The sequence below is a fragment of the Streptomyces sp. 2323.1 genome, assembly GCF_900221035.1.
In the GTDB taxonomy this organism is placed as follows: domain Bacteria; phylum Actinomycetota; class Actinomycetes; order Streptomycetales; family Streptomycetaceae; genus Streptomyces; species Streptomyces sioyaensis.
In genome coordinates this window covers 8191482-8212355 of the sequence record NZ_LT907981.1, presented here as the reverse complement: position 1 = coordinate 8212355, position 20874 = coordinate 8191482, and the positions used below count along the sequence as shown (strand labels likewise).

At 67.4% G+C, this 20874-nt stretch carries 18 protein-coding genes and 4 pseudogenes; 10 read left to right on the top strand and 12 right to left on the bottom strand.

The features are described from left to right. From CPH93_RS35245 to CPH93_RS37155, 3 genes and pseudogenes are all read right to left on the bottom strand, one after another. A pseudogene (locus tag CPH93_RS35245) lies at positions 1-271 on the bottom strand (hypothetical protein); the annotation flags it as partial. 693 nt (positions 272-964) lie between these two features. Then, positions 965-1309 carry a hypothetical protein gene (locus CPH93_RS35240; RefSeq protein ID WP_159394935.1) on the bottom strand — a complete coding sequence of 115 codons (345 nt, stop codon included), beginning with the start codon at positions 1307-1309 and terminating at the stop codon, positions 965-967. 58 nt (positions 1310-1367) lie between these two features. Continuing rightward, a complete protein-coding gene (locus CPH93_RS37155; RefSeq protein ID WP_231977099.1) occupies positions 1368-1853 on the bottom strand; it encodes a hypothetical protein in 486 nt (161 codons plus the stop codon). Positions 1854-2378: 525 nt separating this feature from the next. Here CPH93_RS37155 and CPH93_RS37150 point away from each other — a divergent pair. Then, positions 2379-2582 (top strand): annotated as a pseudogene (locus CPH93_RS37150) (hypothetical protein); the annotation flags it as partial. Between the two features lie 126 nt (positions 2583-2708). On the opposite strand, the pseudogene CPH93_RS35220 reads toward CPH93_RS37150, so the two are convergent. From CPH93_RS35220 to CPH93_RS35210, 3 genes and pseudogenes are all read right to left on the bottom strand, one after another. After that, a pseudogene (locus CPH93_RS35220) lies at positions 2709-3457 on the bottom strand (SOS response-associated peptidase). A 238-nt stretch (positions 3458-3695) separates the two neighbouring features. After that, positions 3696-4520, bottom strand: coding sequence for a class I SAM-dependent methyltransferase (locus tag CPH93_RS35215; RefSeq protein ID WP_096215210.1), 825 nt, complete (start codon positions 4518-4520; stop codon positions 3696-3698). Between the two features lie 202 nt (positions 4521-4722). After that, on the bottom strand, positions 4723-5604 hold the full coding sequence (locus CPH93_RS35210) for a hypothetical protein (RefSeq protein WP_096211572.1): 882 nt from the start codon (positions 5602-5604) through the stop codon (positions 4723-4725). Positions 5605-6433: 829 nt separating this feature from the next. Here CPH93_RS35210 and sigJ point away from each other — a divergent pair. Together sigJ and CPH93_RS35200 are read left to right on the top strand one after the other, a co-directional pair. Further along, positions 6434-7324, top strand: coding sequence for an RNA polymerase sigma factor SigJ (gene sigJ / locus CPH93_RS35205; protein ID WP_096215225.1), 891 nt, complete (start codon positions 6434-6436; stop codon positions 7322-7324). Positions 7325-7416: 92 nt separating this feature from the next. Next, entirely contained in the window at positions 7417-8043 is a 627-nt protein-coding gene (locus CPH93_RS35200; protein ID WP_096211573.1) for a flavodoxin family protein, read from the top strand. Positions 8044-8479: 436 nt separating this feature from the next. On the opposite strand, the pseudogene mobF reads toward CPH93_RS35200, so the two are convergent. Together mobF and CPH93_RS35190 are read right to left on the bottom strand one after the other, a co-directional pair. Further along, positions 8480-9031: pseudogene (mobF, locus tag CPH93_RS37710) on the bottom strand (MobF family relaxase); the annotation flags it as partial. Positions 9032-9255: 224 nt separating this feature from the next. Next, a complete protein-coding gene (locus CPH93_RS35190; RefSeq protein ID WP_096215208.1) occupies positions 9256-9798 on the bottom strand; it encodes an RICIN domain-containing protein in 543 nt (180 codons plus the stop codon). 102 nt (positions 9799-9900) lie between these two features. Here CPH93_RS35190 and CPH93_RS37385 point away from each other — a divergent pair, with 102 nt between their 5' ends. Then, positions 9901-10071 carry an HAD hydrolase-like protein gene (locus CPH93_RS37385; protein ID WP_096215207.1) on the top strand — a complete coding sequence of 57 codons (171 nt, stop codon included), beginning with the start codon at positions 9901-9903 and terminating at the stop codon, positions 10069-10071. 79 nt (positions 10072-10150) lie between these two features. Further along, a complete protein-coding gene (locus CPH93_RS35180; protein WP_331716968.1) occupies positions 10151-10963 on the top strand; it encodes a LysR substrate-binding domain-containing protein in 813 nt (270 codons plus the stop codon). 481 nt (positions 10964-11444) lie between these two features. Here the strand turns inward: CPH93_RS35180 and CPH93_RS35175 are convergent, their stop codons facing one another. Further along, positions 11445-11969 (bottom strand): PLAT/LH2 domain-containing protein, encoded by a 525-nt coding sequence (locus CPH93_RS35175; RefSeq protein WP_231977510.1) that lies wholly within the window; start codon positions 11967-11969, stop codon positions 11445-11447. Between the two features lie 111 nt (positions 11970-12080). Continuing rightward, positions 12081-13097 (bottom strand): helix-turn-helix domain-containing protein, encoded by a 1017-nt coding sequence (locus CPH93_RS35170; protein ID WP_096215726.1) that lies wholly within the window; start codon positions 13095-13097, stop codon positions 12081-12083. A 202-nt stretch (positions 13098-13299) separates the two neighbouring features. Here CPH93_RS35170 and CPH93_RS36025 point away from each other — a divergent pair, with 202 nt between their 5' ends. Further along, positions 13300-13470, top strand: coding sequence for a hypothetical protein (locus tag CPH93_RS36025; protein ID WP_159395131.1), 171 nt, complete (start codon positions 13300-13302; stop codon positions 13468-13470). 34 nt (positions 13471-13504) lie between these two features. Here the strand turns inward: CPH93_RS36025 and CPH93_RS35165 are convergent, their stop codons facing one another. Further along, positions 13505-13807 (bottom strand): GNAT family N-acetyltransferase, encoded by a 303-nt coding sequence (locus CPH93_RS35165; RefSeq protein ID WP_096215204.1) that lies wholly within the window; start codon positions 13805-13807, stop codon positions 13505-13507. Positions 13808-14058: 251 nt separating this feature from the next. On the opposite strand from CPH93_RS35165, the gene CPH93_RS37140 reads away from it, so the two are divergent. From CPH93_RS37140 to CPH93_RS35145, 4 genes are all read left to right on the top strand, one after another. Next, positions 14059-14196, top strand: coding sequence for a hypothetical protein (locus tag CPH93_RS37140; protein ID WP_231977097.1), 138 nt, complete (start codon positions 14059-14061; stop codon positions 14194-14196). A gap of 886 nt (positions 14197-15082) precedes the next feature. Then, entirely contained in the window at positions 15083-17053 is a 1971-nt protein-coding gene (locus CPH93_RS35155; RefSeq protein WP_159395130.1) for a M4 family metallopeptidase, read from the top strand. A gap of 553 nt (positions 17054-17606) precedes the next feature. Then, positions 17607-18656: a sensor histidine kinase gene (locus tag CPH93_RS35150; protein WP_159395129.1), complete on the top strand. Its 1050-nt coding sequence runs from the start codon at positions 17607-17609 to the stop codon at positions 18654-18656. Beyond that, on the top strand, positions 18583-19248 hold the full coding sequence (locus CPH93_RS35145; protein WP_096215201.1) for a response regulator: 666 nt from the start codon (positions 18583-18585) through the stop codon (positions 19246-19248). The genes CPH93_RS35150 and CPH93_RS35145 overlap by 74 nt, the downstream gene beginning before the upstream one ends. 254 nt (positions 19249-19502) lie before the next feature. Here CPH93_RS35145 and CPH93_RS35140 read toward each other — a convergent pair whose 3' ends face one another. Next, the gene (locus CPH93_RS35140) at positions 19503-20744 is read right to left on the bottom strand and encodes an IS701 family transposase (protein WP_096215200.1); all 1242 of its coding nucleotides are present in this window, start codon (positions 20742-20744) and stop codon (positions 19503-19505) included. Positions 20745-20874 lie beyond the last annotated feature (130 nt).

The following is a 20874-nucleotide window of genomic DNA, read 5'->3' as shown; positions in this document are numbered from 1 at the left end:
ATCTCGATGCAGCCAGCATCGGACGCTCCGGTCGGCATCTCGTTGAAGTCCGCGGCTGGGATGGTCTCGAGTCCCCATGCGATGTCGGCAGGTCGATGCTGCCGTAGTCGTACACGAAGGGGGCGTTGTCGCCGTGGTCGAAGAGGAACTGTTCGAGGACATCGTCCGGCCACTCCAGCGAGGCCAGCTCAGGGTCGGTGCGGAAACGGCCATAGCTGAGGCCGCCGTCTCGGCGGCGTGCCATCAGCGGGCCCAGGTCACTCAGCTTCATGTCATCAGGTGTACAGCAGGTTCCTGGTGGTGTTCCCCCTGCTCGACATCACTCAGAAGTGCCGTTCCCAAGCCAGTGGCACCGGACGGGGTGTACCGGCCCATGACAGTCATGCCCGCTACAGGTACCACCCTGTGTCAGTGACCACGCCCTACCTCACCACCCGACCAGCGAAACAATCCCGACCTGACATGCCATCACTGACACCCACCTACTGACACTAAACCGGCACATCGCAGCTCGGCATCCCAGACCTCGGCGGCGATCTGCGCGTGGACGGCATCAGCGGACCGCCGCCTGCGGCCTTGGCGGGGCTGAGGAATCCGGGCCGGGTAGCACGGCCGCCACCATCGCATCGACCGCCGCGGCGTCGCCGGACGGCGGCCGCGCGCTCACGCCAGCTCTGCCTCAGCGCCTCGGGGCCCGGCCTCTCTCTTGCCTCGGCGCTGCGGGGAGCGGACTTCTGCTGGGCGCGGGTCGCAGCGGCGTCGACCGGGTCGGTGACGGCTCATAACAGAGTGTCCTGGTCGGAGTCGAGAGGTCCTGGACGGCCCGTGGACGGCGCAGCTGAACCACCCTTGGGGTTGCAATGACCGCAGCGGGGAAACGTGCGTGCCCGCTATGCCAGAGGGCCTGGATCCGTCGTCGGATCCAGGCCCTCGCGCATCTGGCGGGATTAGCTGGCGTACCGCGTCAACGCAGCTGGCGTCCCATCTTTGCCGACTGACGGTTGTGCCCCTTGGTGTCCCACCACTCTTCGAGCAGGGCGTGGACCAAGTGCACGAGTTGCTTCAGCCGTTCAGGATCGGGCTGGGGTGAGGTGAGCACGTCGGTGAAGGACTTGTCGTCCCAGGGGAGAGTGAACTCCCAGTCTTCTTCCGGGTGCCGTTGCCGCACGACGGTGATCCAGTACGTGAAGGTGACGCTGCGGTTGGCGTGGTGATGAACAGTCAGGTTCGTGACCTCAAACCTGACGTGCCCGTCGCCAGAGGCGAACGAGCGAGCCAGAGCTCGCTCTGCCGGCGTCTGTTCCACCACGCGAACCATCCCCCTTCGCCTCACCTATCGATGAATGAACTCCCCTCGCACGGGAGCGTTAACACTTGCTGGCACTGGCCAAGCTCGTGACATTGTACGCAGTGAGAACATCATTTTGCCCGCCAGGGGTTCCGATGATGGTGCGGAACCGTTCCCTGGGCGGGCATTGATTGGTGAAGATGGAAAATCCAAATGTAACGGGGGTTCCATTGGCGATGGCGTTGCCTATCGTGCTGTCCATCCCGCGGCTCCAACCGTGCCCCTTCTTGATGTGCTTCCACCCCCACGTCGGCGTCCCGCAGCGCAGCGTGAACCTGCGAGGACCGCGGAAGTACTGCCGCACGATGTAGTACCGGCCGTGGTGCTTGCACGTTTCCTCGACGCTGCTGACAGCGACGCCCCTGGGCTTGCTGGACTGCGCGTTTGCCGGACTGGCTGCCGGAATCGCCAGCGCCGAGGCGGCGACGGCGGTCGCAAGTGCCACCTTGGCGGCACGAGCCGGGTTGAGACGCACTAATTCCCCGTTGACTATCTTGCCCTTCATGAATTCCCCGTTCTTCGCGAATGCTTGCGTGACTATTTGTAGCAACCGCGCAAGGCAGGGTCGAGTGAATTTTCGATCGTTGGCGTGATCTGCGCCGCGTGGCCAACACGCCAGGATGGCGAGCCTGCTTGACTCGTTGGCGAGCAATGAAGTGGACCGGGAAAGTCCATTTGGGAGGGCGTCTTAGATACCGGAATTACTCGTACCGCCCCAGGCGGCAGTAGAGCTGACGGCTTCTGGCGGCAGGCCGCTATCCGCGGATCCGCCCTTGTCGACTCTCACCGCACGGGGCTGGTGACCATCCCTGTCCGAGCGGCCAGAACACATTCGACGCTGGGTGATCGACCGCTCCCTCGGCGCGCCGACGGCGTCGGCTAGGGACTCGATCTCCCCGGCCAGGTCCCGCAGCTGCTCGTAGATGGTCGCCGTCTCATCCGCCATGCCCACCATCCTGGCAGCCCCCGCACCCACCCGAGCTCCGGCGCTGCGTAGCAATCGTGTGGCACGCCGGGCGTTACTGGGGTCATGACCCTGCAGTCTTCGTTTCCGGTGCCGAACGCGTTCGAGCTGTTGTGTGCGCAGTACGCACAGCGGCTGCCCGCGCAGCTGGAGGACCTGAACGGTCCCGCCCACGGCACGGTCGACCTGCCGCTGCACGTGGTCTGGTCGGGCCGCCGCTCCTACGGACTGGAGCAGCCGCGCTCCCGGATGAGCCTGTACCGCACCCTTCCAGGTCCGATGACGGGCCGGCATAGCGCTTCAATTGGCGAGTCCCGCCACACGAAGCATTCAGTCACACTGCCGGCGGCTCATGCTCACGGAGCGAGTCAGGCGGCTTGGCTGATGTGGTGCGGCTCAGGCGTTGCCGGTGTCATCGTCCGGCTCGTCGAGGAGGTGAGGGCCGTTGTTACGCACGTTGTTGACGGCTGTCGATACGGCGCGGGCGCCGAGGTGGCCGGCGGCGGGGGTTGCCAGCAGCGCGCGTAGCTCGTCGGCGTCCTGGTGGGCGGGGTCGAGCCAGGCACTCCAGTCGGCGGGAGCGACCGCAAGCGGCATACGGGGATGGACGCGGCCGGCGGCATCGAGGCTTCGGTGGTGATGATCGTGCAGGTGGCCCACCACGCCCCCACTGCGCCGTCGTCTTCGACCGCCGGGTCGCGCCAGAACTCGTACAGGCCGGCAAGAGCCATGACTTGACCGTCGTCGGGGCTGATGAAGTACGGCTGCTTGCGGGCCTTGGCAGTTTTGGTGGCGGCGACGTTCTGCCACTCGTAGAAGCCGTCCGCGGGCAGCAGGCAGCGCCGCTTGGCGAACGCCCGGCGGTAGGCCGGCTTCTCCGCGACGGTCTCCGCCCTGGCATTGATCATCTTCGCGCCCGTGTTCAGGCTCTTCGCCCACGACGGCACCAGACCCCAGCACAGCGCCCGCAACTGCCGCGTGATCTCACCCGTCTCGCACTCGACCCGCTCCAGCACCGACCACACATCGTCCGTCGGCGCCACATTCCAGCTCGGATCCAGAGCCCCGTCAGAGTCCCAGCACGTGACATCGAAGACGCTCGCCAGGTCCTGCGGACTTCGGATGGACACGAATCGACCGCACATACCCCCACCCTGCCAGGAACCCGCCCGAAAGCCGGGCCCAGACGACCGGTGTCCTCTGACATGCAGTCTTGACCGTTTGCCAGGCTGGTTTGACCGGCCCGTTCCGTGCTGAACCGCTCCTTGCTGCAGGCGACGGCCCGGCCGGCCCGGGGTGGCAGCTGGCGATGGGGCGCTGTGCCGGGTGGATATCGGCCTGGCGGCGACGGAGATGCGGGAGTCGGGACGGGACTGGCCGCCGTCAGGGGGACTTCACGGCGTTGACCATGGTGTATCCCATCTTGTCCCGGCACAGGGCGAGGATCCGCGGGTAGACAGTGCCGAGCTGAGCCATCGCATCGGTGCCCACCAGCTCCGCGATCTGGGCGCGCCTCGCGGCGAACAGGCGCGGCATCAGCTCGTAGGTGGGCTTGAACTCCCGGGACATGTCGCGAGTGCCTTGGATGGCGAAGCCGGCCTCGCCGAGCATGCGGGAGTAGTCCTCGGGTCCAGCGGGCAGGCGGGAAAGGGCGAACGCGGCCTGGAAGAGCTGGACTTCCTCGGGTGTGAAGGGCACGGCTTCGTAGCAGTCCGCGAGGACGAAGCGGCCCCCGGGCCGCAGCACCCGCCGAACCTCGCGGATCGCGGCGGGGCGGTCGGAAAAGTGAGCGAAGGACTCGATGGCCCACGCGGCGTCGAAGGTCTCGGACTCCTGGGGCAGGGCCATGGCGTCCGCCTGTTCAAAGGTGACGCGGTCGGACAGCCCTGCCTTCAAGGCGCGGTCGCGGCCGGCCCGGATCTGCCCGGCGCTGACCGTCACGCCGAGCACGCTCGCGCCCGACTCGGTGCCGATCCGCACGGTGGGGCGGCCTGTGCCGCAGCCGACGTCCAGCATCCGCTGTCCCGGCTGCAGCCCGACCACGTCGATGAGGGTGCCGGTCCAGGAGTCCTGGGCCCGGGTGAGTTCCTCCCACATCTCGTCGGCCGTCAGCTCCCCCGTCTCCGCCCGCACGCCGTCGGTCCACATGCCCAGGTGCATGCTGTCGCCCATGGTCAGGCCGTACAGGCCCCGAAGCGGTCGTACCATTCGCCGACCTCCCGGGCCGATGGATTACTCATGTCCAACTCCTCGCTTCCGGGCAGCCCACCAGGTGGGCCGGCGCCCCGGGCCGACCCGGCCGATCGCCCCGCTGCCCTCCACCTTCCCCAGGACGGGCGCGCAGTGAGGCCACAAGGCGGGGCGCACAGAAGCACGGATGGATCCATGCACTGAAACAGCAGGCACACCGCTATCGGCGGGGGTGGCGCTCGTCGCCGTTTACCAGACGGCGGATCACGCGGTCGAAGCGGCCAGTGGGCTCGGCCAGCTGGATACGGCACCCCGCGCAGTGCACGCCGTCGGACGGCGGCGCGGCCTCTTCCCGCGGGTCATATTCGAAGGGGCTGCTCTCCAGCGGCCCGTGGCACTCCTGGCACACCGGGTCGGGCTCCCTGGCGGCCTCGGCAGCGGCCTCCTGTGCCGCCCACCGTTCCCTCGCTTCCTGGCGTTCGCGCTCGCGCTGCTGCTCCTCCTGCTCGCGCTGCTGCTTGCGGAGCTGATCGCGCTGACGCTGGCGGCGCGTGAAGGCGCGCTCGCCGTCGGGGTTGTCCAGGGCCTCGCTGAGGGGCTGCCAGGTGGAGTGGCCGAAGCGCAACCAGACCGGGCCCAGGGGCCCGTGCTCGCGCAGCCGGTCCAGGGTGGTGACCAGGATCGGCACGGCGTCCGTGTAGTCGGTGTAGCTGTCGTATTCGTTGGTGCCGTAGCCGAGAGCGAACCGGCAGTACCGGCCTGCCCAGTGCTCTTCGGTCAGCCGCATGACGCTGTTGATGCGGTTGTTCATCGCGGTGGGCCCGACCTGCTTGGTGAACACGATCGCCAGGGGCGGATACCCCCCTTCCAGGGGACCGTAGAGGGTCTCCCACATCGGTGTCGGCTCGCCTGAGCGGGTGGCTGGCTTCACGGTCCGGCGGAAGAACTCGCGGTAGCGGGCGGCCTTGGAAGGGAGGGCGACGGGGCTTTCGGTGCCGTTGTCTACCTCCACCGGCTGCCCGGCCTCCGGAGCGGTGAGCACCGCGTCGGCGCGGGGGCTGTTCTTGCCGGGGGTGGTGAGCGTGCCGGAGACCGGGAGCACGACCTCTGTCGCCCAGGAGCTAATCTGTCCCAGCCCCTGCGAGCGTTCCTGGGCGGCCGCTGGAGCAGCGGAGGTGCATCGCCCGCCGGTGCGCTGGTCGGCGCTGTGATGGCGGGGTGGGGGCGTTTGCGGGGTACGGGGCGGGTCGGCTCGGGTGGGGTCTGCAGGAACGCGGTGATGGTGTCGGTGACCTTCACCGCGTGCTTGGCACCGGAGCGCGCGGCGCCGCGGGCGGTGCCGCCCATCTCCCGCACCGGCCGGTCCAGCACCGCGGCCGCGGCCTCCAGGCCGGGGCCGGTCAGGTTCCACAGCTTCTCAAAGACCAGGTTGCCGTTGGTGTTGGTGCGGCCGGCCGAGCCGAGCGACTCCACCAGGCGTCGCGGCCGAGGTCGAGGCCGCCGTTGCGGAGGGTCTGCGCGCTGGCAGTGCCCGGACACATCAGCTGCCGGATCTGCTCGGCGGTCGCCACCTTCACCACACCCAGCGCCGCGAGGACCATCTGCCGCGTCTTGGCCGTCGACCCGTACGGCCGGCGCACCGTCCCGCCCACTGCCCCCCCCCCCCCCCCCCCCCCCCCCGCACCGGTCACGCCCCGGTGCGTCCGCCCGGCCATGCAGCCACGAGCCCGGCCCGGACCGACGCCCACCCCAACTCACCAACACCCACCACTGAGTGGGTGTTTCACAAGTCCGCCCTTCCCCACTATGAGATGCCGCCGTCCTACGTCGTCGGTCTGAGCGGGCTCGCTCGCTTCTGCGGGGCTGTCTTCGAAGATCCCGAGTTCGGGTAGCTACGCTGGATCCGCATGCTGGAGGAGGTTGCGATCGGTATGGGTGATGCGCACGGGCCCGGACGGTCTGAGCAGGAGGAGGCGCTCGGAGCCGGATGGGAGAGGCACCGGCCTGCGGTTTTCGGTGTGGCCTACCGGCTGCTGGGGAGTGTGGCTGATGCCGAGGACGTGACCCAGGATGTGTGGTTGCGGGCGGCCGGAGCGGATCTGCGGGACATCGGTGATCTGCGGGCCTGGCTGGTGACGGTGGCCGCGCGGCGGTCGTACGACATTCTCAAGAGTGCCCGTTTCCGTCGGGAGAGCTATGTCGGGCCGTGGCTGCCGGAGCCGCTGCTGACGGGGCCGGACGCGTCGCAGCCGGTACTCGTCGATGAATCCGTCAGCTCGGCGATGCTGCTGATCATGGAAGAGCTGAGCCCGCCGGAGCGGGTGGCTTTCGTCCTGCACGATGTCTTCGGTCTTGAGTTCGGCAAGATCGCCGAAGTGCTGGACGTCTCCGTGCCGGGCGCCCGGCAGCTCGCCTCGCGGGCGCGACGGCGGGTGGCCAAGGCGAAACAGTCCATGCCGCAGGCGTCGAAGGCGGAGCGCGAACGCGTCCTCGCGGTTTTCCGCGCCGCGTACGAGGCCGGGGACCTGGCCGGCTTGGTCAGGCTCCTGCACCCGGACGCCGTCTTCGTCACCGACGGCGGCGGCAAGGCATTCGCGGCACGCAAGCTCATCCACGGCGGCGAGCGCGTTGCCGAGGTCATGGTGCGTGTGGGACGCCGGTGGCGTCCGGACCGTATCGCCTTCGCTGAAGTCGGCGGCGAGCTCGCCCTGGTGTTCTACCGCGAAGGCCGGGTCCACTCCGTGGACACGGTCCAGATCACAGACGGTCTGATCACCGCGTACCGCAGGGTCATCAATCCCGACAAACTCGTGCGCGTCTGAGCTGTCACACCTGGAGGGGCTACCTCGTCTCCCTGGTGAATTGACCGACTCGCGCCGCGCCACGCGGCACGATCCTGAGGAGCCCTGCCATCATGACCACGCCTGCCCCGGCCGCTTCTTCCGCCGCTGCCGTCCCGCCGGTCGTCGCCATCGCCCATCACTCGGGCTTCGGCCACACCTCGGTGCTGGCCGAGGCGGTGCGCGAGGGCGCCGCCGACACCGGGGCGACCGTCCACCTGGTCAAGGTCGACGAGATCACCGAGGAGCAGTGGGCGCTGCTCGACACCGCCGACGCGATCGTCTTCGGCTCACCGACCTACATGGGCACCGCGTCCGGCGCCTTCCACGTCTTCGCCGAGGCCACCTCGAAGCGCTGGGCGACCCGCGCCTGGCAGGACAAGCTGGCGGCGGGCTTCACCAACTCCGGTTCAAAGAGCGGCGACAAGCTGCACACCCTGCAGTTCTTCTCCGTGCTGGCCGCCCAGCACGGAATGCACTGGATCAACCTCGGCCTGCCGTCCGGCTGGCACTCCACCACCGCCTCCGAGAACGACCTCAACCGCCTCGGCTTCTACCTGGGCGCTGGCGCGCAGACCGACACCGACCGGGGCCCGGACGGCGTCCACAAGGCCGACATAGCCACCGCCGAACACCTCGGCCGGCGAGTCGCCGCCCAGGCCGCGGTGTACGCCGCCGGTCGCGCCGCGGTCGCCGCCTGATCCGCCTCCCACGGGTGCCGGGCGCCCGTGAGCGACGTACGCGCCCGGCCCGCGCGCCCCGTTCCGCGCGTGCCGCCCGTACAACTGGCGTCACGCGGCCTGGACGAGTCCGCGGCGGGGCGGCGCTGGGGTAGCGGCGGGGCCCGGTCAGGCGGCGTCGGCCGCGTTGGACGAGGGCGAGGTGGCGGCGTGCTTCGGCGAGCAGGTGGCGGCGGTGGAAGTGGCCGTTGCCGTTCATCACGAACACCGTGGCGGTGACGTCGACGGCCGCCAGGCCGACGTCGACCACGGCGGCGACCCGGGCTCGGATCGCAGCGGCCGCGGCGCGGGCGCGCTCAAGAAGGGAGTCGATGAGGTGGGCGCCGGCGGCAAGGAAGGCCCGCGCGCTGGCCCGCCAGTCGTCGCGCAGCTGCGCCAGGGAGCGGGGCTGCGGCTTGGCCGGGCGGGTCTTGCGAGCAGCGATCCGGTTCAGCTTCGCCCGTGCCGGCTCGGAGACCTCGGGCGCGAACTTCAGGTTCCCGTCGTCGTCGGTGGCGGTGACGTACTCGCGCTCCAAGTCCGTGAGGCAGGCGGCGATCTGCTCGCTGCGACGGGAGGTCCAGCCGATCAGCTCGTGCGGCACCCCGGCGACCTCCATCACCGGTCGGCGCCCGGCCGTGACCGTGCGCGGCTCGGACGCCAGGCCAAGGGCCTCACACGCCTCAGCCATCACGACTTCGTTGTAGAGCGCTGATGCGGCCACAACGTTCTCGTACAGGACCTCTGTGTGAACCGAGCCCCAGGTGCCGTCCGGGCGCTGGGACTTGACCGACAGAAGGAGGTGGTCGTGCAGGAGCGGCATCCCTGAGCGAGCTTCGTAGTGGCGGAATCGGGCGGCGGCCAGGCCGTGGGCGGGACGGGTGCGGTAGATGCCACGGGCGCCGTAGCGGATGACGGCGACGTCGTCCTCGATCCACGCGAGCACCGCGGCGATGGCGAACTCGTGCACGCCCTCGACCACTCGCCGGGTCTCGTCATCTCCGAGGCCCACAGCAGGTAGAGCGTCGGCTGCGCACTGCGCTGCTGGTGGGCTGATCCCCTCGGCGCCGGCCTCGGTGCGCGGCTGACGCGACGCCGAGCCTGTCCCTTTCAGGCAGGCAGCCGGGCAACCGGGTCGCGTTGCCACGATCCGGCTGCCCGGCCTGCAGGCGAGAGTGTGCAAGTGCTCCGGCTCTACCGATCCCGTCCCTCGGCGCGCCAAGCCTGGTTGTTTGCTCTGGTGCACGGCATGAGGCCGACCTCGCGGCGTTCGCCGTTGGGCCGGCCCATGTCCTCAAGGCACTTGCCGCTCATGAGGTGCCGGAGTACCACGATGTCGTCATGGATGGTGACCATGCGCCACTGCTGATTGAAGCCGTAGTTGCACGTCCACTGCTGCACGCCCGCGCCATCGTAGGCGCCGTCACGCGGTTCGACGCACCTGTACGAGCGGTACGTGTGCAGCACAAAATTGCCGGCATTATCCGATCCCATGCCGAACACCTGGTTCCGCCCCTCCTTGCACTTGTACTGCTGGATGACAGCGCCATCGGCGTAGGACTCGTCCCTCACGTCCAGACATCTGAGCGTCTCCAGGCTCCTGAAGCGAAAGGTCTGTAGCGACTGCGCATGGGCAGGCGCCGCCTGCGCGACGCCAGTCGCACCGCTCGCTCCCACGAGGCTCACGAACATGAAGGCACAGAGCAACACAGCGCTGCGGAAGATGCGCTTGGACATACAGATGGCTCCTCTTGACCAGGCAGGTTGATCGGCAATTGCGACGCCATCAGACCGGAGAGGCAGACGCCCGGGTGATACGAAAACCAGACATTCTCACCCATCACTTTCGGCGATTCACCGCACGCCGACATCGTCGGCGCGAACGCGCTCGGGCTTCAAAGCGTGTGGGGGTCGAACGGGCAGTCGTGGACGCCGAACTCCGTCCGGCCCACGCACGTTGCCGAGGACGTCGCCACCGCGATCGACTACATCATCAACACGACGGGATAGGACAGCCATCCGCTCCGCAGCCCCAGCGAGGCTGAACCTGTGAATCTTCGCCGCCACTCACGCAGGTTCGTCGGAACATGTGCGCTTTTCCGAGCGACTCGTTGGACAGGCCGCCGCCCTCGAACACAGCGCCGGCACCACCCTGTTCGAACGCCGCCCGGACGGGGTGCGGCTCACTCCCGCCGGCTTGACCATGCTGCGGCACGCCCACACGATCCTCGCCTCACTCGCAGCGGTCGAGCGTGAACTCACAGGCACCGTCCCACAGACCGAACTGGTGCGGCTCGGGGCAGTCCTGAGCGCGGGCTCGGCGATCCTGCCCGCCGCACTCGCACACCTCGCGAAGGCCGACCCGCAGATCACGGTCACCACCCGCGAGGGCACCACGCCCTCCCTGATCCGGGCGTTGCGCGCGGGCTCGCTCGACCTCGCAGTGCTGACATCCCGCCCACCCCACCGGCCCTTCGACAGCGAGTTGCCGCGCCTGCACCTCGAGACCGTCGCGGACACCGAACTGGTCGTGGCCGTGTCGTCGACCGGAGACTTCGCCGGACGCACCACCGTGCACATCGACGAACTGGTCGACGCCGCATGGATCGCCGCCCCGTCGTCGAACTCCGAGCCGCTGCTCGGCGTCTGGCCCGGCCTGCCCGGACGGCCGCGCGTCGTCCACTCCGCGCGCGACTGGCTGACGAAGCTCCAGTTGGTCGCCGGCGGCTTCGGCGTGACCACGGTGCCGTCCGGGCTCTCACCGATGCTGCTGCCCGGGGTGAGCGTGCTGCGCGTCGACGGCGCACCCCCCGAAATTCGCCGAGTGCTCGTGGCACGCCTCTGCGGCCACCCCACCCCGGCGATCACGGCCGTCACCCAAGCAATCACTTCGACCGCCTGAACCGCCACCAAGGCCGCACACACCGCGTGCACCCCTTTCCCTCTCACGGGTGGGCACTTCTGGTGCGTCATGCCGGCGTCCCGTCAGATCGGAGTCGGGGTGCATGGCACACACCTTCAGCGCCTCCGCGCGAGCCTGCTCGAACGCTCGGACCACGGCTGGCCTGATGGAGTGTCACTACCGTTTGCCCGACACGGAGACGTCCGCGGCCTCAGACGGGACCAAACCCTCGCAACCGAATACTGCGGTGGCCCTCCGCGATCGCTGCCCGAGATCTGTGCCAGAGCCCGCTCGAACCGTGCGAGCCGCACGAACGATGCCCCCGGGGTCGCCATCGGGTCCCAGGGGGCATCGTTATCGTCCTCCCGTAGCTCCGCCGCCAACTGCGTTCCACACCGCACGAGAACACCGCGTGGCCTGCGTCGGCGCGCCCCCCGATCCGCAGAGGTTCTCACTCCCCAGTGCGGTGAGGGTCTCGGAACTAATGGTGACGGTCGCGTGGAAGCTTCACCCAGGTCCTGTGGTCATCTTCGTCCTTGGCGAGCCACCGGTAGCAGCTGAACTTGGCGTTGACGTCGATCGTGACCTTGTTCAGGTACCAGCCAGGTTTCTTACCGCTGTTGTCGTGGCTGATTTTGATGCTCGTGATCCGGCCGACGTCGCGGAGACCGAGAGTGAAGCGATCGGTCTTGCCGCGCTCGAAGTTGTTTCCGGAGTTGTCGAGTCTGATCGGTCCTACGGAACCCCTGGTGCCGTTGATGGTGATGTAGACGTTCGCGTCGGTGCCAGCACCGTCCTTTTTGCCGGTGTACACGGCAATGCGGTATTGGTGTTGAGCCACACCGATCCCTTTGTGCAGGGGAACGGATGGTGTGTTCTGTCGCCCGGAATATGTGTGGCCCGATCCGATGCGGGGTGTGACGCTGGCAGCGGCGCTTTCTGAGGTCGCCATGATGGTGGCGGCGGCAAGCGCCATCGTGCCTGCGACGACACGACCTATGCGCATCTTCAAGACATGCTCCTTTCAGCTGGTGATGTGGATACGCCCCGTACCCTTTCCTTATTTCGTCGGCGGCGGGGCAATCACCAGCTTGCCGGTGTACACCAAGAGATGTCGTTAGCGATGGGTCCTCGATCGGCTTGGAGATGCGTCTACTCGGACTGATGTGAGTGCGTGATTCCGGTAGTCGCTGGGCGGCATGCCGTAGGCAGCGCGGAAGACTCGGGTGGAGTCGGCAGCGCGAGGGAAGCCCCAGCGGGCGGCGATAGCGTGGATGGGGGTAGTGCAGAGAGCGGGGTCACCAAGGTCGCGGCGGGCATGGTCCAGGCGCTGGCGGCGGATCCAGACAGCGATCGGCTCCTCTTCGTGCTCAAAGAGGCGGTACAGGTAGCTGCGAGAGATGCGGTGCGCGGCGGCGATGGCGCCCGGGGTCAGTTGCGGATCGTGCAGGTGCTGTTGGACGAAAGCACGGATGCGCAGGACGAGGCTCTGCCGGTGAGTTTCCGGTGGGAGCGAGCTGCCGGCATCGAGGGCGTGGGCGAGCAGCGCCGACAGCAGGTCGACCACCACAGTCCCGAGCCGAGGCCCGTCGGCCGCCTCGTAGGGAGAGGTATCCCCCGCCAGCTGACTGAGCAGCTGTGCCAGCAGGGCGCCGAATCCTTCGCGGGTTGACAGGCGCACCGCAGTGACTCGGTCGAACGCGTGCCGAGGCAGCGGCAGCAGAGCTTTGGGGACCTCCAGCCCGACTCCCGTGTGCGGCCTTGAGTTGTCACCCGCATGAACGTCGACGGGCCGCGACGTATCGACAACGCACAGGCTGTCCGGACCGTGAACGGTCTCCTCATTGCCCCGAACGGCGCGCAGCGCCCCGTGCAACGACAGAGAGAGGTGCAATCCCTCAGGATCGGACTGGCGGATGAGTTTCGGCGTTCGTCGAAAGCACACTGGCTGGAACGTCGTCGGCCACACTGATACGGCACCGAGGTCCAATACGCGTTGTGAAGCCAGGAAATCCGCCCGGTGGTCGCTGCACAAGTCCAGCGGAGCATGCGTCCCACTGACCAGCTCGCGCCAGCAGTCGAACCGGTCCGCCGGCGGTAAATCGGCAGTCCGGAACAGCCTCTCGGTAAGCATGTCTTCCCTCCTCAGCTGCCTCACGAGCCCTTGAGCAGCACGTGCCTGCGTCCTGATACGGAAGTTCAGGAGTCCACCAGTCGCCGATACACAGCAGATGAATACCCTGGTGGGGAGCGCCCTGCGCCACCGACTCACATCGCATATTTGACCTACAGCAGACTTCAGCCGCAGCGATGGGAGAACCGTCGGTCCAGGAACCGTGAGATCAGCCGAGGTCCGCTTCGGCACCGCCCGCGCCAGGGTCATCGACGTAGCGGTCTATCGCGCGGCCCACATCAACGCGCTGAACGCCGCCCACGATGAGGTCGGCGGGGTCACCCGCACCCTCCACCTCACCGTCTGCCGCCACAACCGGACCCGGAGCCGGTGAGGTGCGGCGCGTGCCCGCCCTGAACCATTCCCCGTCAACGACGGAGCGAGGCTCGGAGCAACGGCAATGCGTACACCTGGTAGGCCGCAGTGGTTTCGTCGTCGGCGTGCCGGTCGGCGGTGCCGGTGCGGATGAAGCCGACTTTGGCCAGGACACGGCCGGAGGCCGGACTGTCGGGGTGGTGCATCGCCTCCAGGCGCTCCAGGCCGGCAGTGGTGAAGGCGAAGGCAACGACGTGTTCGCGGGCTTCGGTGGCGTAGCCGTTGCCCCAGGTATCCTCGCGGAGGATGTAGCTGAGGGGGCCCATGGAGGCCGTGAGGTCACGTACCGGGCCCATTGCGTTGGCCGACGGCGCTGCTGGGGTGGGGCGGAGCCGAAGGCAGCCGGGAACCGTTCCCGCCCAGGCCGTTTCTTTCGGATCATCGTGCGGTCCAGATGTGGATGGCCGCGAGGTGGAGTGCTCGCCCTCGCGGTCTTGCTGTATCTGACCGGGCGCGACCGTGCCGTCGTCGCCGAGGTCCAGCGCAGACTCGCCCTGTCGACGGTCTCGCGGTCGACTTCGTCGTCGAGTCCGTTCCGAGTCAGCTGGTGGAAATCGTCGACCGGGTGCGGGACGGGCGCCTTCGCACGCACATTGGAACCGTCGCGACCCTCGACGACGCCGTCCCCGCGCTCAACCCGACCGAGCGGCGCAAGGGCAAGACCGTCATTCGCGTGCGCCCCTGAGCTTCCTGGAACGGACGGAGCAGCAGGAGCTGACGAGCGGGAAGTTCAGGCAGGCCGAGGCGTGGCCGCTCGTGCGACCCGACCGATGGCTCGCGAACGAGGCGCTCAAGGCCCACGCCGCCGGAATCGTCGCCGCGGTCGCTGCTGCCGGCGGGTGACGCAGCCTTGCCGCCGGTCGGGAAACCGTCACGGTGACGGTTTCCCGACCGGCACTCCGTCCGGAGCTGACAGCGAGATGGACCCCAGCGCCCCAGTCCGCCCGTTCGGGAGGTCCGGACGCCGTATCCAGTAGGCCGCTGACCTGCGACTACTACTGATGCTGCGTAGATCAGCTTCTAACGAACCTTGACAGCGGCGGCGGAGACAGCTGATGTGGCCACTATGCCGCGCGCCGCAGCCGCGGTGGCCGATGCTCTCAGCACGGGTGGCCGTTGTCGACGTTGAGGCCGATGACTTGTGCGCATTCCGCAGGCCGCTGCCCTGGCGCCGATGGCCGCGCACCACGCTCACTTGCCGGGGGCTCCCCGGCGAGCTGATCGAGGATGCAGCGTTGATCGTCTCCCAACTGGTCACCAACGCGGTTCAGCATGCAAACCCGATCCTGTTGCCCAGGAGCCCGAGCGGTCTTCTGGCTCCTCCTTAAGGCTGATCCCCGTAACTTTCGTCGGTCCTTGAATTCCTCACACCCGTCAGGAGGGCCATCAGCACGGTGGATGAATGCCACCCGATGGCGGCCTTCGTTCCGGGACCACACCGCCTTCGGTGCGGCAGCAGGCCGAGGCTTCCTCGGCCTTTCACCCATCGACCCGAGGACTTCACATTGACACGACGACGACGGCCTCCCCTCTTTAAACGGCCCACCTCTCTCGTGGTGACACTAGGACTGGTGGGCTCCTGTGCCACCGTCATAGCGTTCAACGCGTCGGCCAACCCGCCGGGCCCGCGGGGAACTGACATCCGTGCCCTGGTCTACGCGGCGCTCAAGAGCGATCCGGCCACATCGCACTACACGCGGAACCAGACATTTCGAATGCGGGCCATAAAGCAGGAGAAAGACGGAGACCGGCATATACGGATGGACCGGTACTACAAGGGCTTGCCGGTCATCGGCGGCGACCTTGTGCTCCACATGACCAAAGACGGCGAACTCAAGGGCGTCAGTCAGACCCTCACGTCAGAGCCCACCTTTGGTACGAAGCCCCAACTTTCTGCCGAAGATGCGTGGACGAGTGCGTTCAAACGCACCCCCTTGCGGGAAGGGAAACCGGGCGGAAAAGGTAAAAAAGGCGCCCTCCTGAGCAAAGACTCCGTCCGGAACGCGCGGGCCGGATCCCGGCTCGTCGTGTGGGCAGGGAAGAAGAAGCCTCGGCTTGCCTACGAGAACGTGATCCGCGGCGCTTACCCCGACAGCACACCCGCCGAGGTGCATACATACGTCGATGCGGAGAGCGGGAAGGTCCTGGGCACCCGCGATCGGTACATGCACGAGCGGGGAGTCGGCAAAACCCTCTACAGCGGTCAGGTGCCGCTGGAGACGAGTCCCGGCAAACAGGGTGGATTCGAACTCACCGATTCCACACGGGGCGGGATGACCACTGTGGATGCCAACAACCAGTGCGCGCCGCAGGATCCTGACCCGAACTGCCTCAACGGTGGCGGGGGGCCTGGCGGTGATGGCGGGGGACCTGGCGGTGACGGCGGGGGACCTGGCGGTGACGTCGGCGGGCCCGGTGGTGACGTCGGGGGACCCGGCGGTCCTGGTGGTCCGCAGGGGGGAGCTGCCGCCTTCGGTGTGGGGCCCTTGCCAAATGTGTCGGGGGATGCCGGCGGGGACTGCCTGCACGGAGTGCCGGTCTGCTACGGGGAGGGCCCACAGGGCAGGCAACCTGAGGAAGTCCCGCCGCCGGGCGGCGACGGCGGTCAAGTCGGCGGTGGCGGTCAGGGCGGTGGTGACGGCGGTCAAGTCGGCGGTGGCGGTCAGGGCGGCGACAAGGCCAATCCACTGGGAATACCTGGAGCCGCGCCCGTCGTCAGTCAGGACAACAACTTCGGGACCGGGAAGGAGGCCGATCGGGCAACCGTCGCGGCGGACGTGCAATTCGGAGCCGCCCAGGCGTGGGACTACTTCCAGAAGCGGTTCGGTCTCAACGGATTCAGCGGTGATGGGCGAGGTCCGACCCTTTATGCGCACTACGGTCCCCAAATCACCAACGCCCTCACCGACGGGGAGTCCTTCACAGTGATCTTCGGGGACGGAGATGGCAAAAGCGTTGGGCCGTTCACGCCACTCGACGTCGTCGCCCACGAGATGGGGCACCTGGTGACCCTGCCGAACAACATCCTGACCGAACAGGGTGAACCGACGGCGCTCAACGAGTCCACGAGTGACATATTCGGCACGATGACAGAGTTCTTCACCAACAACCGGAACGACCCGCCGAACTTCCTCCTGGGCGAGGACATGGAGGACGGTTCCCAGAAGAGAAAGTTTGAGCGCTTCATGGACCGCCCCTCCCGGGACGGAGCATCGCCTGACTGCTTTTCCCCCGAAGTCGGCAAGCTTGACCCGCACACCGGCGGTGGAGTGTCGAACCACTTCTTCTTCCTGCTGGCCAACGGCAGCGGCAAGTCCAAGTTCGGCAACAGCCCGACGTGTGACAAATCCCAGGTGAAAGGAATCGGCGCGAAAGCCGCAGAGCAGATCTGGTTCCGAGCCGTGACGACGTACTTCACCTCCAACACTGGATTTCTGGATGCCAGGAAGGGCACTTTGCAGGCTGCCGCCGACCTGTTCGGCAAGGACAGCACCGAGGTGAAGACCGTAACCCAGGCATGGGACGCGGTGAACGTGAAGTAGCCGAGCCGGTGGGCTGATTCCCGTAGCGCAGGAGGCCTGAGGGCTTACGATTCACCACACGCCACTGCCGGCTGGGGCAAGCGGGCCGCCACTGGGAAGCCCGGCCCTCGGGCTCCGGCGCGACGGGATTCGGCATGAAGGACGGCGATGATATTCGGGATCAGGGGGCTGCGGGGAGTCGTGGCGCGGGGCGGACCGGAGGCGGGGCGAAAGAGACCGCCCGCGAGGCGATCTAAGCCCCGGCCGCACCGGCACCAGAAGCGGCTGACGATCAGTCGGGCCTTCGTGATCGATGCCGCGCTCGCGGTGGCCGCGCTCACTTACGGCCTTCTGCAAGCGCTGGTGTTCCAGCCGCTCTGGCGCACGGCGTCCTCGCCACCTGGCAGCGGGGCACCCTCTGATGCCCTTTACGTGGCGATCACGGTTGCGGAAATCCTCGCAGCTCTCTCCCTTCTGACCAGACGTCGGCTGCCATTGGTCCTGGCCGCGACTCGTCGACCTATGGCTTGGAGGTTGCGGAACCACCTTTCCCGTAGCGGTCTACACGCTGGTCGTGCGTGGCTGGAGCCGCTGGGCGGTGGCGGTCGGTCTTGCCGGGTCGGGCGGGCCGCTCCTGGACTTTCTGCTGTTTGTCGGCGAACGACCTCCCGTGCTGCTGTTTGTTCAGGAGTTCGCGGTGGGCTACCTGGTGCCGATGCTCGTCGCTCCGACACTGGCGGCCACCACGGTGCGCACACATCGGGCCCTCATACGCAGCCTGCAGCTCAGGGCGGAACAACTCCAGCGGGAACAGAAGTTGGCCACCCGGAACGCCAGGCTGGAGGAGCGCGCACGGATCGCCCGAGACATCCATGACGTAGTCGCCCACTATGTGGGGCTCATCGTCATCCAGTCAGGGGCTCTGGAAATCAGTGAGCCAAAAGGGTCACCGGCGCACCGGAGTGCCCGTCTCCTCGGCGATCTGGGGCGACGCGCAATGGGTGAACTCCGTGACCTGCTGGCCGCGTTGAGGTGCGAGAACGGGGACGGGCAGGCAGAGGTGCCAGCCGCTTCGCCCGAGATCAGCACCGAACCGTGGCAGTGGGATGTTGAGGCTTTGGTGAACGGGGTGCGTCGTGTCGGCGTATTAGCTACGTGTCACGTCATCGGAAAGCCCCAGAAAGTCGGCGTGGCGGCGCAACAGGCCGCCTATCGTGTGGTCCAGGAGGGGATCGCGAACGCGGTCCGGCATGCCCCCGGATCCGAGATCCGCGTGATGGCTGCGGTGTCCGCCCGGAGCCTGGATGTCTGCGTCCGCAACGGCCGGCCGCCCGAGCCGGCCGTGTCGACCCTGGGGGGTGGCAACGGTCTCATCGGAATACGCGAACGAGTATCCGCGCTGGGGGGAACCGTGCGGGCTTCTGCAACGCCGCAGGGCGGGTTCACTCTGATTGCCCGCATACCAGCCGGCGCCCCCGCCGATTCGAGCACGGCCGGCGGGCCGCAGGGTGCGCAGGAGTTCCCGAAGCCCGCTCCCCCTGGGGAGTTCGATGATACGGGTGCTGCTGGCGGACGACGAGGCACTGGTGCGGCAGGGCATCCGTCTCGTGCTCGAATCCGATGACGATATCACCGTGGTCGCCGAGGCCACCGACGGCTCACAGGCCATCGACACTGCTCGCCGACTTCAACCGGACGTCGCCATCATGGATATCCGTATGCCCGTCATGGACGGACTCGCCGCTGCTCGCGAAATGGCGCTCCTTCCGCAGCCGCCACGAGTGGTGATGCTTACGTCGTATGCGCAAGATGAGTACCTTTTCGCGGCCCTCAAGGGCGGGGCCGACGGCTTCCTTGTCAAGGATGTCTCGCCGTATGACCTGATGAACGCCGTCAAAGCAGTAGCGAACGGCGACGCCATCATCTCCCCGTCGATGACTCGGTCGCTGATCCAGCGTTTCACGCCTCCCGAGGTCTCGCCGGCCTCCAGCGCACAGGAGCGCTTGCGCGCTCTCCCGAAGGAGCAGCGCACGATCCTCGCCCTCATTGCCGAGGGCTTGTCCAATGCCGAGATCGCCAATTGCCGCGGCCTGACGGAGTCTCAGGTCAAGGTGCAGGTCAGCCGGATCCTGCGAATGCTCCGCTTGAACAACCGGGTCCAAGCGGCGATCGTCGCTTACTCTGCGGGCCTGTCCCACCAGGATTTGGCGCTTTGATGAGGCTCCTTGAAAATGGGTCTGGGCGGAATTTCGTGGCGGTCACGATCGCAGCAGGACGCGGGTACGGAGGAGTCTGAAGGATCCGCGTCGGTCATCTGCCGCTTGATCGTCTTAGTCGGGTAGCCGGGTCACGTTGCCGTGACCCGGCTACCCGACTTACTACTCCAGCAGCGGTTCGTGTCTTGAGCGGCGTTTTCGATAGTGGCAGCGGCGGGCGATGGCTTGGCGGTGTCTTCTCCAGGCCGACCACTTCAGTGCGTGGGTAACGGCGTTGCGGTCGGCTCGTGGGTGGGGCAGGAGAGCGTCCAGGAGTCGCCGGATTTCTGCCACGGTGAGTGGGACGAGGGCTGATCCGTTTCTGCAGCCCCCTTTGGCGTATCGCCGGCCTGGGCTGTGAGTGCTGTCAGGAAGGCGTGGGCGAGCATCGCCAGGGTGATGTGCCGGTACCAGCCGATGTAGCGGCGGACCTCGTACTGGTCCAGGCCGCATTCGTTCTTCGCTGCCTGGAAGCACTCCTCGATCGCCCAGCGGGATCCGGCGATGCGCACCAGCTCGGCCAACTCGATACCGACGGGTGCGTAGGCAAGGTAGTAGGCAAGCTCGCCGGGATCGGACAGGCTGCGGCGGGCCATCACCCAGCGGTGATGAGTCGGCGGATCGGGGTCGAAGATCAGGCTGGCGGGAAGCTTGGCCGCGGCCCAGTCGTAGACGCGAGGGCCCTTGGCGCCGTCGCCGCAGGACAGCCGCTGCCAGGCATCGGCGGGGGCATCCTCGATGAGCTGGTCGATGCGCCAGATGCCGGCCAGGGATTTGATCTGCTGGGACTTGGGCACCGCGACCACATAGCCAACGTCGAGTTGTTCGAGCAGACGGCGGAAATGCCAGTCCTGCCCGTAAGCCTCGTCCGCGGTGACCCAAGCGGCGGGCAGACCCGCGGCGAGGCATCGGCGGACGATGTTCCGGGCCAGCTCGCCCTTGGTGGCAAAGCCCCGCTCGTCAGGGACCTTCGCTGCTCGGCAGCGGTCGCGGTCGGAGGTCCAGGCTTTCGGCAGGTAGAGGTCCCGGTCGACCATAGCCCGGCCCGAGCTGGTTGCGTAGGCGGCGAACACCCCGATCTGACAGTTGTCGATCTTTCCCGAGGTGCCGGTGTACTGCCGGCCCACCCCGGCCGACGTGGTGCCCTTCTTGATGAACCCGGTGTCGTCGATGATCAGCACTCCGTCCGGACCGAGACGTTCACCGACGTAAGCACGTACATCGTCACGCAGGGCATCCGCATCCCAGACGCTGCTGTTCAACAGCCGCTGAAAGCCGTCCGGAGTGCGATGGCCTGCCCATTCCGCAAGCTGCCAGCCGTTCTTCCTTGCCGCTTGGCCCAGCAGACCGCGGACATAGTCCCGCATCCGCCACCGCAGATCCGCCCGGCCGAACCGGCCCGCCACCCGCTCGAATACCGACTCCAACTCCGCAGCCCAGCAACTGACTTCAGTCATCCCCTCCATGCCAGGACAACGACAACCGCCAGCTCAGGACACGAACCGCTGCTGGAGTATTACAACGGCTAACACAATGAGGTGGATCGGCGCTGATGGCCGTTGCCGACAGGGCAGTCGAGCGTTCGGT